Genomic DNA, 16,710 nt, shown 5'->3' with positions numbered 1-16,710 from the left:
GCGGCGGGAACGATAGCGACCTAATCCACATGGCAAAGCCGCTGACTGGCATGGCCGCAGGTAATGTCCCGTCCCTGCTTCCATGCCAGCCAGCCAAGAGGAAGAACGGGACAGGAATGTCCCTACTCCCAGCCATCGCTCCCCAGCCATCGCTCCCCAGCCATCGCTCCCCAGCCATCGCTCCCCAGCCATCGCTCCCCAGCCATCGCTCCCCAGCCATCGCTCCCCAGCCATCGCTCCCCAGCCATCGCTCCCCAGCCATCCCCCCCAGCCCTCACTCCTGCACCTTCGCGCGGAGGAAGCCGGTGGTGCCGCCGCCGGTGAGGTAGAACGAGCGGTTCGTCCACCCCGTCTCCGGTGCGGCGATGCCGGATTGCACCGCGGCGAGATCCCCGGCCGGAACCTCCGCCACCACACCGGTCCAGGTCGAAAGATCCGCTCCACCCTGGATGCGGTAGACGATGCCATCGACCGCCGCGGACACCTGCTCGGTGGCACCGGAGAACACCGCGCCGGTGCGCACCGGCAGCGTGATCGTGAGCACCTGCACGCCGCCCACCGTCGCCACCTTCGTCACGATGCGGTTGTCGGACGACGCGCTGGCGGGCGAGCCATCGAAGGCGAACTCGCCGAGGTTGTTCAGGCTGTCGTTGTCCGGATTGGCGGACACGGAAACGTTCGCGGTGGTCAGGCCCTTCGCCGCCGACCACGCGCTGTAGCCGCTGGGACCCGTGACCACGTTGAGCGTGCCGGTGCCGGAGAAATGCGAGTCATCGATGTGGGTCGCGCCGGAGCCGGTCGCGCCGTAGGTGCCGGGCAGGACCTCCACGCCATTGAGGAACAGGTGGGCCACGGTGTCCGAAGCGGTGGTGACCGTGATCTTCGCGCCGCTGGCGATGTTCACCGTCGAGCTGTCCGCCAGCGTGGACGCGCCGAGGATCAAGGTGCCCGCGCTGACGGTGGTGCTACCGGTGTAGGTGTTCGCGCCGCCGAGGGTGAGATCCCCTGCGCCGCTCTTCACCAGCGAAACGCCGCCGGTGCCGTTCACGATCGTGCCGCCGTAGGTGCTGGCGCTGCCGTTGTTGATCGTCAATACGGCCGCGGTGGCGGCGGTGTTGGTGATGGTGGCGGCGTTGGTGGATTTCACCACGGTGTTCACCGTCTGGTTGAAACCGCTCAGGTCGAGCGTGGTGGCGGCCGAGTTCCCGAGCGTCACGTCCGCGGTCTTCACCAGCGAATCGTTGCTGCCGATCTGCATGTTCCCGGAGATGAAGATCGAGGAATAGCTGCTGGTGGAGGCGGACGGGATGATGAAATTCCCCGCGCGGAAGCTGACGATCACCGAGCTGGTGATCGGGCCGGAAAGCGTGAGCGTCGAGGTGGCATCGGTGTAGAAGTGGCCGCCGTTGGTCGGGCTCGCGGTGATGTTGATCGGGCCGGACCAGGTGGCGGCGGAGCTGGTGTTGTTGATCTCCAGATACCCGCGGCCGCTGATGCCGACGTTCACGCCGAGGTTCAGCGTGTTGGCCACGTTCACCCCGTTGGTGAGCTGGATGCGCGCGGTGGTGGAGCCGCTGGTATTGAGCGTCACCGCGCCGGTGCCGAAGGCCGCGCTGTTCGAGAGGATGAACAAGCCATCCGTCACCGAGGTGCCGCCGATGTAGCTGTTCGCGCTGGCGAGCGTCACGGTGCTGCTGTTCGGCTTCGTCAGCGTGCCGCTGCCGGTGAGGTCGACATTCGTCAGCGTGCCGCCGCTGAGCGAGAGCTTGCTCACGTCGATCTGCGTGCCACCGCCGTTGAAGGTGCCGGTGTTGGTGGTGAAGGTGGTGGTGCCGGTGTAGGTCTGCGGCGAGGTGAAGGTCACGCTGCCGTTGATCGAGAGGTTGTTGGTGCCGGTGACGATGTTCGATCCATTCAGCGTGAGCACGCCGCCGCCCTGGTTGCCGAGGCGGACGTTGCCGCCGTTCGGCGTGAGCGTGCCGGTGTAGGTGACGTTGTCCTTCGCGCCAAGGTAGCCGGTGTAGCCCGCGGCGGCGAAGTCGAGGTTCTCCGCCAGGTTGTTGTTCGCCGTCAGGGACAGCCCGCCCGTCGACCCGGAGGTGATGCGGGTGGTGAGCAGCGTCTGGAGCGAGGTGTTGAAATCGAAGGCCACGCCGCCATTGCCCGAGGTGCTGATATTCCGTCCGGTGCCGGACACCGCTCCCGCGTTCGCATACACCAGGATGCCGCCGTTCGACGAGGTCGCGCCGGTGTAGGTGTTGGTGCCGGAAAGCGTCCAGGTGCCACCGCCGGTCTTGGTGAGCGCGGTGGTGCCCGCGCCGTTGACGATCGCACCGGCGATCTCGCCGGTGCCGCTGCCCTGGAGCGTGAGCGTCTTCGAGCCCGCGCCGGTCGCGGTGAGATCGCTGGTGAACTTCAGCAGGCCGGTGCCGCCCTGGTCGAGGATGCCACCGCCGGTGGTGCCCGCGAGGTTGATCACGCGGTCGGTGGTTTCGCCGGTGCCGATGTAGGCCAGCGTGCCGGTGAGGGTGGTGGAGCCCAGCGCGATGGTGCCGTTCGCCACCGTGGTGGGAGCGCCCAAGCCGCTGCTGGCGGTGCCGCCGCTGACCCGGTTGAAGGTGTTCGCCTTGATGGAGCCCTCCGCGATGATGGTCGGTCCGCTGTAGGTGTTCGCGCCGGTGAGGGTCAGGGCGGCGTTGCCCAGCTTGGTGAAACCGAAGCCATTGCCCTCGTCGCCAATCGCGCCGCTGATGGTGCCGTTGAAATTATTGTTCGCGCCGAGGGTGGTGGTGGCCTTCAGCGTCACCGGACCGGCCCAGGTGCCGCTCTGGACGCGGAGCTGACCCAGCGCCTCGCCGGTGGTGCCGCCGTAGAGCAGCACCGCCCCGTTGTAGGTGGTGGCGGTGGACACGAACAACGTGCCGCCGGAAAGCACCTTGATGGTGGCGGAGCTCGCCGGGGAACTGTTGAGCTGGACCTTGCCGCCGCTGGTGGCCGGGGAGATTTCCATCGTGCCGGTGAAGCCGCTGAACGAGCCGGCCAGCGTGGTGGTGTCCGAGGTGGTGGAGGTGGCCACCGTGATCTTGCCCGCTCCGGACATCGCCGGTGCGTAGTTGACCGCCCCGGAAAGCGCCAGCGTGCCCGCGCTGTTCACCGTCACCGTGCCGGACGAGGGCAAGGCGGTCACCACCAGCGTGCCGCCATCGATGCGGGTGCCGCCGGTGTAGGTGTTCGTGCCGGTCAGGACGAGCGTGCCGGTGCCGAGCTTCGCCAGACCGGTGGAGGTGGCGGTGCCGGCGTTGACGAAATTGCCGGAGTAGGTGAGCGAACCACCGGCGTTGGTGGTGTCGATCCCCAGGAAGCCCCCCGTTTTCAAGCCGCCCGTGGACGAGCCGAGGCTGTCGAAGTACGCGACATCCGCGGTGGTGAACTCCCCGCTGCCACCGACGTTCAGGCCGAGCGTGCCACCGGAGTTCACCACGAGGTTGGTGGTGTTCCACGCGGCGGAGTTGCCCTGATAGAGATTGGCCGGTTTGGGGAACATCAACGTGCCCGCATTGATGGTGGTCACGCCGGTGTAGGTGTTCGCGCCGGAGAGCGTCCAGGTGCCGCTGTTGTTCTTCGCGATGCCGGTGAGATTCACCACGCCGGAAACCGTCACCACCTGGCCATTGCTGCCCACACCGGAGGCCGCGGGCGAAAAGGTCACCACCCGGGTGCTGGTATTGATCGCGGTGACGGTGGTGCCCACGGCGAAGCCGGTGCCGGAAATCGTGCTGCCCACCGTCACGCCGTCCACCGAGGCCAGCGTGACCGTCGTGCTGCCGCTGGAGATCGCGCTGATCATCTGGGTGGTGCCCGAAACCCCGTCCGCAATGGCGCTGCTGATCTCACCGGTGCCGGTGGTGGAGCCTCCCAGCGTGAAGGCCTTGCTGCCCAGGCCGCTGCTAGTGATGGTGGACGTGAACTTGAGCAATCCGGTGCCGGACTGGTTCACGCCCGGGACGCCGGTGGTGCCCGCCATGTCCAACACGCGGTCGGTGGTTTCACCGGTGCCGGTGTAATTGAGCACGCCGCCGGTGGTGCTGGCTCCCAGGGCGATGGTGCCATTCGCCACCGTGGTGGGAGCGCCCAGCGCGCTGGTGGCAAACAGGGGCGTGCCGCCGTTCACGCTGTTCAGCGAAGTGGCGGAAAGCGTGCCGCCGCTGACCTTCGTTTGGCCGGTGTAGGTGTTCGCGCCGGAGAGCGCCCAGATGCTGTTGCTGCCGCTGCCGGTCTTCTGCACCGAGGTGAGGTTCATCACCCCGGCCACCGTCATCGTCTGGCCGCTGGTGCCCGCACCGGTCGCCGCCGGGCTGATGGTCACCACGCGGGTGCTGGTGTTCACCGCCGTGACGGTGGTGCCCGCACCGATCCCCGTGCCGGAAATCGCGCTGCCCACGCCCACGCCATCCACGGAGGCGAGCGTCACGCTGGTCGCACCGGAAGAAAACGCCGCCGTCGTGACCGTGCTGCCGGACGGGCCGCTGTCCCCGATCACCCCGGCCAATTCGCCCATGGTGGAGCCCTGCAGGGTGATGGTCTTGCTACCGATGCCGGTCATCGAAAACGCACCGGTGAGCTTCATCAACCCGGTGCCGCCCGCGTTGAAAATCGGGCCGACGCTGGTGCTCGCCACCTCCATCACGCGATCGGACGTTTCGCCGCTGCCGGTGTAGGCCAGCGTGCCCGCGCTGGTGCCGCTGCCGAACACGATCGTCCCGTTCGCGACCGTGGTGGGCGCACCCAGCGAGCTGGTGGCCAGCAGCGGCGTGCCGCCGTTCACGCTGTTCAGCGAGGTCACGCTCACGATGCCCGCGCCGATTTTGACGGGACCGGTGAAGGTGTTCGCGCCGCTCAGGGTGAGCGTGCCGGAGTCGGTTTTGAAAAGGGTGGCGCTGCCGTTGCCGCTGACCACGCCGCTCAGCGCCAGGGTGTTCCCATTGTAGACCCGCAGGGTGCTGGTGCCATTGAGGGACACCGCATTGGTGAGCGTGAGGGTGTTGGCGATGGTATCCACGATCCCGCCGCCATTGAGCGTGATCGTCCCGCTGCCCGCTGCCGCCGCGGTATTGAAGGAAACCAGGCCGGCGGTGATCGTCATGCCACCGGTCAGGCCGCTGTTGGTGCCAGCCAGCACGAGCTTGCCGCTCGCCGAGTTTCCCGTCGCGGTCATGTCACCGTTCGCCGCGATCGTGATGCCGCCGCTGCCGGTGAGGTTGCTGTTGATCGTGTTGGTGATGCCCGTCCCTTGGGTCGAGCTGTTGATCGAGCCGGTGGCCCCGCCGAAATCAAGCGTGCCGTTCCCGGCCACGCTGCCGATGAAATAATTGCCGCTGCTGAAGGCCATCCCGCCCAGCGAAACCGTGCCGCCCAGCGTCACCGTGCCGGAGTTTCCGACGAAATTGGCCGTGTCCGAAATGGTGTTTCCCCACACCGAGTTCGCCCCGCTGTTGAGCGCGGTATCCCAGTTCGTGGACGTCGTGTCCCAGGTGCCGGTGCCGCCATTGGCGTTCGCACCGGTGTCTGCGCCGTCCCAATAATAGGACGCGGCTGAGGCGGACGGAGAGAGCGCGCTCAGGGTCAGCGCGATGAAAGCAGGGAACGCAAGGGTGGAGGACATGCCGCCACCCTAACAGCCCTTCATTAAGCCATCATGAATGCCGCCGGATGCGGAGCTTCCGAAAGTGGCACAAGCATTCCTTGCTTGTGGGTGGGAAGATCCGCCAAGTCCCTCGCGCGTCCAGTCCGCCCTTGAGGGGCTGGGGGCTTGGGGGAAGAAGAAGAGCGCTCCTCTGGTTCTTCTCTTCCCTGACCCCCAGCCCCTGTCACCCAGCCCCTCAAAGGCCGACCGGACCTGCACGGGACTTCGCGAATCTTCCCACACGCAAGTTTGGAAACTTACGCTACTTCGCCTGCGGCGGAGACCCGCATCCCCCACCGCTTGAGGTATTGACCCTCCATCCCTCCCGGCGTTTCCCTATTCCCTTCATGAAATCCCGCCTCCTCGCCCTCTGCGCGCTGCTGCTCCCGGCCAGCGCCATCGCCGCCGATGCCCCCGCGGCCGACAAAATCGTCCTCGTCGGCGACTCCACCGTGGCATCGAAAAGCGGCTGGGGTGACGCCTTCATCCAGCTCCTTGCCCCCGGCGTGGAGGCGAAGAACCTCGCGCTCGGCGGGCGCAGCTCGAAGAGCTACCGCGATGAAGGCCACTGGAAGAAAGTCCTCGAGGCCAAGCCCACCTGGGTCCTCATCCAGTTCGGCCACAACGACCAGCCCGGCAAGGGGGAGAAGCGCGAGACCGGCGCCAAGACCAGCTTCCGCGACAACCTCGTCCGCTACATCGCCGAGGTCCGCGCCGCCGGTGGCAAGCCCGTGCTGGTCACCTCCCTCACCCGCCGCAATTTCAACGCCGGGGGCAAGATCGACCCGAAGCACCTCCTCGCCCCCGGCACCGAAGGCCAGAGCGAGGTCGCGCAGGACTTCCTCAACGACTACGTCGAAGCCGCCAAGGCCGTGGCCGCCGACCAGAAGGTGCCACTCCTCGACCTCAACGCCCGCAGCATCGAACAGATGAACCAGCTCGGCCCGGAGAAGGCGAAGGCCTACGACGCCAAGACCAAGGACCCCGCCAAGCCCGACAAGACCCACCTCTCCCCGAAAGGCGCGGAGGAAACCGCCAAGCTCGTCGCCGCCGAGATCCGCAAGCACGCCCCCGAGCTGGCGAAGGATCTGAAGTAGTAGCGCAAGTTTCCAACTTGCGAGTGGGTGCACCCACCAACGCCAGCGCAGCCCCAGTCCCCCTTGGACAAAGGAAGTTCTTTCCATCGGACTGCTGCCGCGGGTCGGAGCCGGTCTCATCGGCAACGACATGACCCTCGTGGAGTTCCAGCCATGAGGGCACGATGCCACCGCCCCGCGGTACAGGCAGGCCCTGTGTGAGTGACGTATTCTCTCCTTTCTTTCCTTTCTTCTTATTTGGGCCCTGCCTGGGCCTTCGCTGGGCCCCGGGTGGGCCCTTGCCGGGCATACGAACCCTCCAACAAACTGATGGAGAAACGGTTAAACCACCTCCACCCTGGTTCCACCCCCCCTCCGGCAAGTTCGTGCCTCTTCTGGCACCTCCTTCGTCGCCCGGAAACGGTCGGTTTCGTGGGCAGGTAGCACGCAAGCTGCGGACGACGACGGAGCCCCGGTGACCGGCGCGGAACTCAACGCGCGCGCGGTGCTTGGCCGGGGTTTGAACGATCGCGGAATTCATCGGGGCCGGAACGGCTGACGCATGGAGTATTACACCATGGGATACCGATGGCAAGGCGGATGATGGTAGGGTCGCACCGCCGGGGCGACCGGGGAGAAAGGGCCACGTCCGCTGCCACGCGCGCGTCCCATCCCTAGCTGGGAGTAGGGACATTCTTGTCCCGTTCTTCGTCTTCACCTGATAGCGTCGTCCGCTGCCATGGGCGCCTCCGTCTGTGGGGACGGTCTCTTCTCCCCGAACGACGTCCACCGCCCGGTCGCCCCGGCGGTGCGACCCTACCTCCAACGGAATCCCCGTTTTCGCCATTGCCCGATCCTACGGAAATTCCCTTAATCCGGCCGGGCGCGGCGGGTGTTCCACATGGGGGCGATCCGGACCGCGCCGAGATCTTTTTCCCCTGTAGCAGCGCTGTGTCGAAGTCCCTGAAGGTCGTGATCGCATGTGGTGGCACCGGTGGCCACTTGTTCCCCGGCATCGCGGTGGCGGAGACTCTCAAGGCCCGCGGCCACGACGTGATGTTGTTGATTTCCAAGAAGTCCGTGGACCGCGAGGCGTCCGCCAAATACGGCGACCTGCGCTTCGAAACGGTCGAGGCGGTGGCGAAACCGAAGACGCTCTCGCTGCGGATGATCCCCTTCCTGTGGCGGCTGTGGAAAACCGCCGGGACCTGCAAGCGCCTGCTCCGCCAGCACCAGGCGGACGTCGTGCTCGGCATGGGCGGCTTCACCTCGCTGCCGCCGGTCTATGGCGGTCACCGGCTCGGCCTGAAGACCTTCGTCCACGATTCCAACGCCCGCCCGGGCCGCGCGAACATCCTTACCAGCCGCTTCTGCACCCGCGTCTTCCTCGGCGTGAAGGAAGGCCAGCCGTTCTTCCAGGGCCGCGATACCGTGGTCACCGGCACCCCGGTCCGCGCCGAAATGGTGACCCTCCCCAGCCGGGCCGAGGGTGCCGCGGCCTTCGGGCTCGATCCCGCCCGCCCGGTCCTGCTGGTGATGGGCGGCAGCCAGGGGGCGAAGCGCCTCAACGAGCTGGCGGCCGAAAGTTCCGCGAAACTCCCCGCCGGCATCCAGGTGCTGCACATCGCCGGGACGCTCGACCATGACCGCGTGAAGGCCACCGTGGCCGGACGCGAGGGCTACGTGGTCGTTGGATTCTGCGACAAGATGGCCCTGGCCTACGCCGCTTCCGATCTGATCCTGGCCCGCTCCGGGGCCTCCAGCCTCACCGAGATCGCCCACGCCGGGCTGCCCTCGATCCTGGTTCCCTTCCCGTATTCCGCAGACGACCACCAGATCCGCAATGCCGAGGTCTTCTCGAATGCCGGGGCCGCCGAACTGGTCCACGAGCGCGACCTGGACGCCACGAAATTGGCCAACCTCGCCTCCGGCATCCTCAACGACTTGCAAACGCGCGAGCGCATGGCACAAGCCGCCCGTGCGCTCGACACCCCGGATGCCTCCGCCCGGATCTGCGACGCCATCGAAGCGACTCTCCACCGACCATGACCGATCTCCGCCAGCGCCTCACCGACCGCACCCACCCGCTGAACATCCACCTCATCGGCGTGGCGGGCTCCGGCATGAGCGGCCTCGCCCTGCTGCTGCTGGGCATGGGCCACAAGGTCAGCGGCTCGGACCGCGTGACGTCCGATGAAACCGAGCGCATGCAGACGCTCGGCCTGCAATTCTCCTGCCCGCACACCGCGGAATCCGTGCACGGCGCGGACATCGTGGTCTATTCCTCCGCCATCCGCCCGGAGAACCCGGCCCGCGCCGCCGCCCATGCCGCCGGCATCCCGCTGCTGCGCCGCGCCGAGTGCCTGGCCGCGATCCTCCACACGAAGAAGGGCATCGTCGTTTCCGGCACCCACGGCAAGACGACCACCTCCGCCATGACCGCGCACATCCTGCGCGAGGCCCGGCTCGATCCCTGCCACTACGTCGGCGCGGAAATCCCGATCCTCGGCGCGAACGCCCGCTGGTCCGAGGACGGCGAGCACATGGTCGCCGAGGGCGATGAGAGCGACGGCACGCTGGCACTCTATCATCCGGAGCACTGCGTGGTGCTCAACATCGAGGCCGAGCACCTCGATTTCTACCGCGATCTCGACCACATCAAGGAGGTCTTCGCCACCATGATGTCCCAGACCACCGGCCGCGTGGTGTATTGCAAGGAGGACCCGGTGGCCGCGGAACACTGCGGCACCCACCCGAACGGCGTGTCCTACGGCTGGAGCGACGCGGACTACACCGCCGTCGATGTCCGCGAGCTGCGCGGCGCGAGCGCCTTCACCGTGATCCGCCGTGGCGAGGTCCTCGGCGGGGTGGAGCTCGGCATTCCCGGCCGCCACAACGTGCTCAACGCGCTGGCCGCGATCGCGCTGGCCGATGGCTGCGGCGCGGACTTCGCGCTCGTGTCCCGCGCGCTGGCCACCTTCGCCGGGGCGAAACGCCGCTTCGAAACCAAGTATCTCTCGAAGCACCACCGGATCGTGGACGATTACGGCCACCATCCCTCCGAGCTGGCCGCCACGCTCCAGACCGCGCGTTCGCTCAATCCGGGCCGGATCGTCGTGCTGTTCCAGCCGCACCGCTACACCCGCACCCAGGCGCTGGCCGATGATTTCGGCAAGGCGCTCCAGGCCGCGGACCGCGTGTTCATCTCCGACGTTTACCCCGCCAGCGAGCTGCCCATTCCCGGCATCTCCGGCGAGACGCTGGTGGAGGCCATGAAACGCCACGGCGACGTGAAGGTCACCTCCACCCCGGACCTCGCCACCGCCCACCACGCCGTGGGCAACGCGCTGGAAGAAGGCGACCTGCTCATCACCCTCGGCGCGGGCAATGTCCACGAGGCCGGCACCCGCATCGCCAAGGATCTCAAGACGCTCGAGGAAATGCTCGCCCTGGCCCCGAAGGGCGACATGGACGGCAGCATCTACGAGCCGATGAAGCGCCACACCACCATGCTCGTCGGCGGCCCGGCGCAGTTCTGGCTGGAGCCCCACACCTTCGAGGCCTTCGGCGCGCTGGTGAACTACTGCCGGGATCGTAACATCGCGGTGCGCGTGGTCGGCCGCGGCTCGAACCTGCTCGTCCGCGATGGCGGCATCCGCGGCGCGGTGATCCACCCGGAAGGCGGCGTGTTCTCCGCCGTCAGCGTGAAGGACGGCCTCGTCACCGCGGGCGCGGGCGTGCGCCTGAAGAAGCTCGCCAGCTTCGCCGGGGACGCCGGCATCGGCGGCTTCGAGTGGATGGAAGGCATCCCCGGCAACGTCGGTGGCGCGCTGCGCATGAACGCCGGCGCGATGGGCACCGAAACCTTCGACCAGGTCGTCAGCGTGACCTTCCTCGACGAGGACGGCGTGATCCGCACCCGCACCCGCGCCGAGATCGTGGCCCAGTACCGCAACGTCCCCGAGCTGCGCCGCAACTTCGCCCTGGCCGCCACCTTCAAGGGCGAGCCCGACCACGCCGAGCGCATCAAGGAGCGCTGGGACGCCTCCCGCGCCAAGCGCCGCATCAGCCAGCCCGTGGCCGCCAGCGCCGGCTGCATCTTCAAGAACCCGGAAACCACCCCCGCCGGCAAGCTGGTGGACGAGCTCGGTTTCAAAGGCTCCACCAACGGCAAGGCCGAGGTCTCCGAGGTCCACGGCAACTTCATCGTCAACCGCGGCGGTGCCGCCGCCGGCGACGTCCTCGGCCTGATCGAAACCATCCGCGCCGAAGCCCGCGCCGCCCGCGGCGTGGAACTCGAACCCGAGGTCAAGATCCTCGGCGAAGACGAATATACCTTCTAACCCTCTTCCAATCGCTAGGCCTAATCGCTTCTTGGAGACAGAATTTACAGAATTTGCAAAATTAACAGGTATCGCAAAGAGCTCTTCTGAATGGGCCCATGGGCCAACGTAAATTCTAATAATTTTGTGAATTCTGTCCCATCGGCCCGAATTCACCAAACCTGCGGAAACTTCAGCGCCTCTTGCTGAACACTGAAAACTTCCAAACTGAAAACTTTCCCATGATCGATCCCAATCTCCTCATCGCCGTCCTGATGGGCGGCCCCGGTTCCGAGCGCGATGTCTCCCTGGCCTCCGGCGCGGCGGTCGTGAAAGCCCTCCAGGGCCGCGGCCTCAAGGCCGTCGGCGTGGACGTGACCGATCATGAGGTGAACCTCCCGGAAGGCACCGGCCTCGCTTTCAACGTCATCCACGGCACCTTCGGCGAGGACGGCCAGCTCCAGGACATCCTCGAGGCGAAGGGCATCCCCTACACCGGCGCCGGTGCCGCCAGCAGCCGCCGCGCCTTCGACAAGAACAAGGCCAAGGTCCGCTTCCTCGCCCACCAGGTCCCCACCCCGCTCTCCGAGATCGTCGACGTTTCCAACGGCCCCGCCCTCCCGGAAATGCCCGCCCCCTTCGTGGTGAAGCCCCCGCGCGAGGGCTCCAGCGTGGGCGTCCACATCGTCCGCGACCAGGCCGACGCCCAGGCCGCCATGGAAGACGCCGCCAAGTACGGCAACGACATCCTCGTCGAGCAGTTCATCCAGGGCAAGGAGCTCACCGTCGGCATCTTCGACGACCAGGCGCTGCCGATCGTCCACATCGCCCCGCGCTCCGGTTTCTACGACATGGCCAACAAGTACCCGTGGCTCAGCGGCGGCGCCGGCAGCGACTACTTCTGCCCCGCCGACCTCGATGAGGAAACCACCCAGGCCGTCCAGAAGGCCGCCCTCGCCGCCCACCGCTCGCTCGGCATCGAGATCTACTCCCGCGTCGACGTCCTCCTCGACGCCGACAACCAGCCCTTCGTGCTGGAAGCCAACACCATCCCCGGCATGACCGAAACCAGCCTCATGCCGAAATCCGCCGCCGCCGCCGGCATCCCCTTCGACGACCTCTGCATCCGCATCGCCGAGATCTCGCTGAAGCTGCGGGCTTGACTGGGAGTAGGGACATTCCTGTCCCGTTCTTCAAACGATTACGAAAAACGGCCGCACCCTTTGGGCGCGGCCGTTTTGTATAGAGGAAGAAAAGAACGGGACAAGAATGTCCCTACTCCCAGCCAATCTCCCCAACAGGCTCCCCCTCCCCCAAAAAGCAGCGCTCCGGCACCCGGCCCTCGACTTTTTTGTAAACGATCATTAACTTTCAAGCGTTTCCGACGACCATGAAACGCCGCACCACCCATTCCCGCCAGAAATCCCGCATGAAGCGGCTGGAGGTCCGTGTCATGTCGCCGCGCATCGCGTGGTTCGGGTTCCTGCGGGCCTGCGGGAAGAGCGCCAAGCTGTTGGTGCTGTTGGCCTTGCTCGGCGCTTTGATCTACGGCGGATGGTATGGCGTGCAGCGCGCCTTCCTCCGCAATCCGGAGTTCCAGCTCCGCCAGCTCTCCCTCAATCCCAACCAGGCGCTCGACGAGGCCGGGCTGGTGGACGCCGCGGGCATCGACCTGCATGCCAATCTCTTCAAGCTGGACGTGGAGGAGATGCGCGCCCGCCTCGCCGCCCGCCCGGAAATCGCCGCCGTGAGCGTGGAGCGCCACCTGCCCTCCACCCTCGCCGTGACCGTCACTGCCCGCACCCCGCGCGCGTGGGTGGCCGTGAGCGGCACCGAGCCGACCGGCATCCGCCGCACCGGCGGCCTGCTGGTGGACGCCACCGGTGTGGTCTACGCCTGCCCGGCCCTGCAATGGCAGGACGCCCGCGACCTGCCCGTGGTGATGGTACCGAAGAAGGATGAGGCCGCGCTGGCGACCGGTGCCACCCTGTCCCACCCGGAGGTGAAACGCTGCTTCCGCCTGCTGGATTCCGCCATCGCCGCCGATCCGGACGCCACCCGCTGGATCGACCGCATCGAGCAGCCGAACGCCTGGTCGATGCACCTCACCACCCGCAGCGGCACCGTGGCCACCTTCGGCTTCGACAATCAGACGCGTCAGATCGCGGATTTTGTCACCGCGCTTGATCACGCGTCACGCGAGGGTTACGGGATCGCCACGATCAGCTTGATCCCGCAGCGCAACATTCCCATTACCCTCCGCGAGGAACCCGTTCCACCCCGCGCCACTCCGGTGCCGGAACCGACCAGGGAGGAGATCCGGAACGACCGCCGCTCCAAGGATCTCAAGTCCCTGCTCAACCGGAACTGACCGCCGCCCTTAGCTTTCCATCGCCCCAATGCCTCGCACGAAAATCCACGTCGGACTCGAAATCGGAACCAGCAAGACCTGTATGGTCGTCGGCGAGGTGAAGTCCGACGGCGCGGTGAAAATCCTCGGGGTGGGCATGACGAAGTCCGCCGGCGTGCGGAAGGGCGAGATCTACGATTTCCCCCAGGCCCGCGCCTGCGTGAAGGACGCGCTGGTGAAGGCGGAGGACGCCAGCGATGTCGAGATCGGCAGCGTGTTCCTGTCCGTGACCGGCTCCCACATCCTCGGCGAGAACAACCTCGGCACCTTCCGCCTGCCGGAGGGTGAGCAGCAGGTCGCGCCGGAGCACGTCGAGGAGGCCAAGGACATCGCCCGCGAGGTCCACATCCCGCCCGACCACGTCTATCTCCACAGCATTGTCCGCCAGTTCCGCCTCGATGGGCTGGAGCAGGCGACCAGCCCGGTGGGCCTCTTCGGTCGCACCGTGGAAGCGGATTTCCATGTCATCCACGGCATCGGCAGCCGCATCCAGAACAGCATCAAGTGCGTCCGCGAGATGCCGCTGGACGTCGATGACGTCGTCTTCGCCCCGATCGCCGTGGCCCAAGTGGCGCTGTCCCGCGAGGACCGCGAGCGCGGCGCGCTGGTGATCGACATCGGCGGTGGCACCACCGACTACGCCCTTTACCTCGGCGGCTCGATCGCGGCCTCCGGCAGCATCCCGGTGGGCGGCGACCACATCACCAATGACATCCACCTGGTGACCGGCCTGCCCTTCACCAAGGCCGAGGGCCTGAAAATCAAGGAGGGCGACGCCTCCGCCGACCCCGCCCGCTCGGTGGGATCGGTGAAAGTCATTGATGAAAAAGGCTTCGCCGAGGCCGAGGTGCGCCGCCAGGTGCTCAACGAGGTGATCCGCCAGCGCCTGGAGGAAACCCTGCGGCTGGTGAAGCGCCGGTTGCCCGAGGGCTCCGTCGAGAAGATCGGCACCGGGATTTTCCTGTCCGGCGGCACCAGCCTCATGCGAGGATTCGGGGAATTGGCGTTCGATGTCTTCGGACGCGACATCTACCGCCCCGAGCCGCCGGAAGTCAGCGGCATCCAGTCGAACTTCAAGGACCCCCAGTACACGACCGCCCTCGGTCTCATCCGCTACGCCCAGGTGCTGGACGCCGAACGCGTGGCTACCCCCGGATTCTTCGGCCGCATCGGCCGTGCCCTGTGGCCCTTCGGCCGCTGATCCCCCGCCTGCTTTTCCATTTCCCAAGCTGCTTTCCCTTTTACGTCCATGATCTCCTATTCCCGCGAACCCCAGACCACCATCCCGACCTCTTCCGTGAAGATCGTCGGCCTCGGTGGCGCCGGCGCGAACATGCTCGAGCGCGTGGCCCTCGATGGCCTCGAAGGCGCCGAGCTGCTGGCCCTCAATACCGACATCCGCACGCTCTCCGCCTGCGTGGCCGGTGAGAAGATCCAGCTCGGCCGCAACCTCACCAAGGGCCTCGGCTCCGGCGGCGATCCCGATCTCGGCCATCAGGCGATCCTGGAGGCGGAGGACGAGATCCGCGCCTCGCTGAAAGGCCGCCGCATCGTCTTCCTCTGCACCGGTCTCGGCGGTGGCACCGGCTCCGGCGCCGCGCCGATCCTGACCCGCATCGCCCGCGAGGAAGGTGCCTTCGTGGTGGTCTTCGCCACCATGCCCTTCGCCTTCGAAGGCCGCCGCCGCCGCGAGCAGGCCGAGACCGCGCTCAACGAGCTGGCCGTCCTTTCCAACGCGCTGGTCACCTTCGACAACAACCGCATGGGCGAGCTCGTCCTCGCCAAGCAGGGCATCCACGAGGCCTTCTCCGCCGCGGACCGCATGATCTCCGAGTCGATCAAGGCCGTCATCCGCCTCGTCGTCCGCCCCGGCCTGATCAATGTCGGCCTCGATGACCTGATGAGCGCGCTGCGGACCACCCGCTCCCGCTGCCTCTTCGGCTCCGGCATCGCCCAGGGCAAGGACCGCGCCAGCCGCGCGCTGCGCAACGTGCTGGCCAGCCCGCTGCTCGACCAGGGCGCGCTGCTCAAGGACGCCCGCACCGTGCTCGTCCACCTCTGCGGCGGCGAGGACCTCACCCTTTATGAAATCGAGCTGCTGATGCAGCGCCTGCAAAAGTTCATCCCGGAGCGCGCCCACGTGCTTTTCGGCGCGGCCGTCGATCCCACCATGGGAGACAGCCTGAGCATCACGCTCATCAGCGCCCTGCCGGAAGACTCGCTCACCGGCGGCCCGCGCGATTCCCTGAGCCGCGCCTCCGAGGAACCGGTGCTGGAGCCGTCCGAGAGCTTCGTGCCGCCCGCGCCGCCGAAGAAGCTCACCCCGGTGCTCGCCGAGCCCGTGGTCGTCTCCACCCAGCCGATCTTCCGCGAGCCGGTGAAGGAGCCGGTCCTGCGCGAGCCGATCCTGGTGGACGAGCCGGTGCTCAAGCCGGTGGAACGCCAGCCCGAGCCCGTCATCGAAAAGCCGGTGGTGGTCGAAAAGCCGCGCCAGCCCGAGCCGGTGGTCAAGGTTGAAGCCAAGTCCGAGCCCGTGTCGAAGCCCGCCGTGGTGGCCACCGCCGCCTCGTTGTTCGATGACCGCCCGTTCGCCGAGTCGATCCCGGTCGCACCGCGCAAGGTCGAGGTCGTCGAGCCGGTGCAGCCGAAGCCGGTGCCGGAAGTGATCGCCGAGCCCGTCCGCCCGCAGCCGGTGGAGGAGACCGTTTACTTCGCCGATGACGAGGAGGAAGAGGAACAGGAAGAAGCCCCGGTGGCCGAAACCCCGGTCCTGACCCCGCCGCCGCTGCCGCCCGCGCCTGCCCGCGAGGAGGAGCCGGAAGGCGAGGAGGACAATCCCTTCACCTTCTCCGAGCCGGAGCCGCAGGATCTCGAGGAAGTCGAGCCGGACTGGCTGGACGATGAGCCGACCTTCCCCGCCCCGGTCGAAGCGAAAGCCCCGGAAGCCCACGAACCGCTCGAAGCCACGCCCAAGCTGGCCGCCGCCGAGCCGCTCAAGCTCCGCACCAAGGCCCCCGCCGGCCAGGGTGAACTCTCGTTCGAAGGCGGCCCGCGCGGTCGTTTCGAAGGCGAGTCCCCGAACGTCTTCGACGGCGAGGACCTCGACATCCCGCCCTTCCTCCGGAAGAAGCGCTGAGCACGGCGCGACCGCATCCCATTTCCCCGCCGCCCGTGGCCCCCGCCGCGCGCGGCGGTTTTGCATTCGCGCAATGTAGCCGG

Annotated in this window: 8 protein-coding genes; 7 read left to right on the top strand and 1 reads right to left on the bottom strand. The window is 67.2% G+C overall.

The genetic code is table 11. The features are described from left to right. Positions 1-274: 274 nt before the first annotated feature. Positions 275-5,662: an autotransporter-associated beta strand repeat-containing protein gene (locus llg_RS12385; RefSeq protein WP_338284982.1), complete on the bottom strand. Its 5,388-nt coding sequence runs from the start codon at positions 5,660-5,662 to the stop codon at positions 275-277. Positions 5,663-6,030: 368 nt separating this feature from the next. On the opposite strand from llg_RS12385, the gene llg_RS12380 reads away from it, so the two are divergent. The 7 genes from llg_RS12380 to llg_RS12350 all read left to right on the top strand — a co-directional run bounded on the left by llg_RS12380 (position 6,031) and on the right by llg_RS12350 (position 16,627). Next, positions 6,031-6,780, top strand: coding sequence for a rhamnogalacturonan acetylesterase (locus llg_RS12380; RefSeq protein ID WP_338284981.1), 750 nt, complete (start codon positions 6,031-6,033; stop codon positions 6,778-6,780). Positions 6,781-7,710: 930 nt separating this feature from the next. After that, positions 7,711-8,808: an undecaprenyldiphospho-muramoylpentapeptide beta-N-acetylglucosaminyltransferase gene (gene murG / locus llg_RS12375; protein ID WP_338284980.1), complete on the top strand. Its 1,098-nt coding sequence runs from the start codon at positions 7,711-7,713 to the stop codon at positions 8,806-8,808. Then, positions 8,805-11,102: a UDP-N-acetylmuramate--L-alanine ligase gene (gene murC / locus llg_RS12370; protein WP_338284979.1), complete on the top strand. Its 2,298-nt coding sequence runs from the start codon at positions 8,805-8,807 to the stop codon at positions 11,100-11,102. The genes murG and murC overlap by 4 nt, the downstream gene beginning before the upstream one ends. Positions 11,103-11,323: 221 nt before the next feature. After that, entirely contained in the window at positions 11,324-12,244 is a 921-nt protein-coding gene (locus llg_RS12365; RefSeq protein ID WP_338284978.1) for a D-alanine--D-alanine ligase, read from the top strand. A gap of 227 nt (positions 12,245-12,471) precedes the next feature. Continuing rightward, positions 12,472-13,452 carry an FtsQ-type POTRA domain-containing protein gene (locus llg_RS12360; RefSeq protein WP_338284977.1) on the top strand — a complete coding sequence of 327 codons (981 nt, stop codon included), beginning with the start codon at positions 12,472-12,474 and terminating at the stop codon, positions 13,450-13,452. A gap of 28 nt (positions 13,453-13,480) precedes the next feature. After that, positions 13,481-14,692 carry a cell division protein FtsA gene (ftsA, locus tag llg_RS12355; protein ID WP_338284976.1) on the top strand — a complete coding sequence of 404 codons (1,212 nt, stop codon included), beginning with the start codon at positions 13,481-13,483 and terminating at the stop codon, positions 14,690-14,692. A 48-nt stretch (positions 14,693-14,740) separates the two neighbouring features. Beyond that, the gene (locus tag llg_RS12350; protein WP_338284975.1) at positions 14,741-16,627 is read left to right on the top strand and encodes a hypothetical protein; all 1,887 of its coding nucleotides are present in this window, start codon (positions 14,741-14,743) and stop codon (positions 16,625-16,627) included. The last annotated feature ends 83 nt before the right edge of the window (positions 16,628-16,710 follow it).

The sequence above is a fragment of the Luteolibacter sp. LG18 genome (assembly GCF_036322585.1).
Taxonomy (GTDB): Bacteria; Verrucomicrobiota; Verrucomicrobiia; order Verrucomicrobiales; family Akkermansiaceae; genus Luteolibacter.
This window is presented reverse-complemented; position numbering and strand designations above follow the sequence as displayed.

Excerpts from the sequence above, each read along its gene's own strand:
- llg_RS12365 (WP_338284978.1), top strand. The coding sequence starts at position 11,324 with ATGATCGATCCCAATCTCCTCATCGCCGTCCTGATGGGCGGCCCCGGT.
- llg_RS12360 (WP_338284977.1), top strand. The coding sequence starts at position 12,472 with ATGAAACGCCGCACCACCCATTCCCGCCAGAAATCCCGCATGAAGCGG.
- llg_RS12380 (WP_338284981.1), top strand. The coding sequence starts at position 6,031 with ATGAAATCCCGCCTCCTCGCCCTCTGCGCGCTGCTGCTCCCGGCCAGC.
- llg_RS12350 (WP_338284975.1), top strand. The coding sequence starts at position 14,741 with ATGATCTCCTATTCCCGCGAACCCCAGACCACCATCCCGACCTCTTCC.
- murC (WP_338284979.1), top strand. The coding sequence starts at position 8,805 with ATGACCGATCTCCGCCAGCGCCTCACCGACCGCACCCACCCGCTGAAC.
- ftsA (WP_338284976.1), top strand. The coding sequence starts at position 13,481 with ATGCCTCGCACGAAAATCCACGTCGGACTCGAAATCGGAACCAGCAAG.
- llg_RS12385 (WP_338284982.1), bottom strand. The coding sequence starts at position 5,662 with ATGTCCTCCACCCTTGCGTTCCCTGCTTTCATCGCGCTGACCCTGAGC.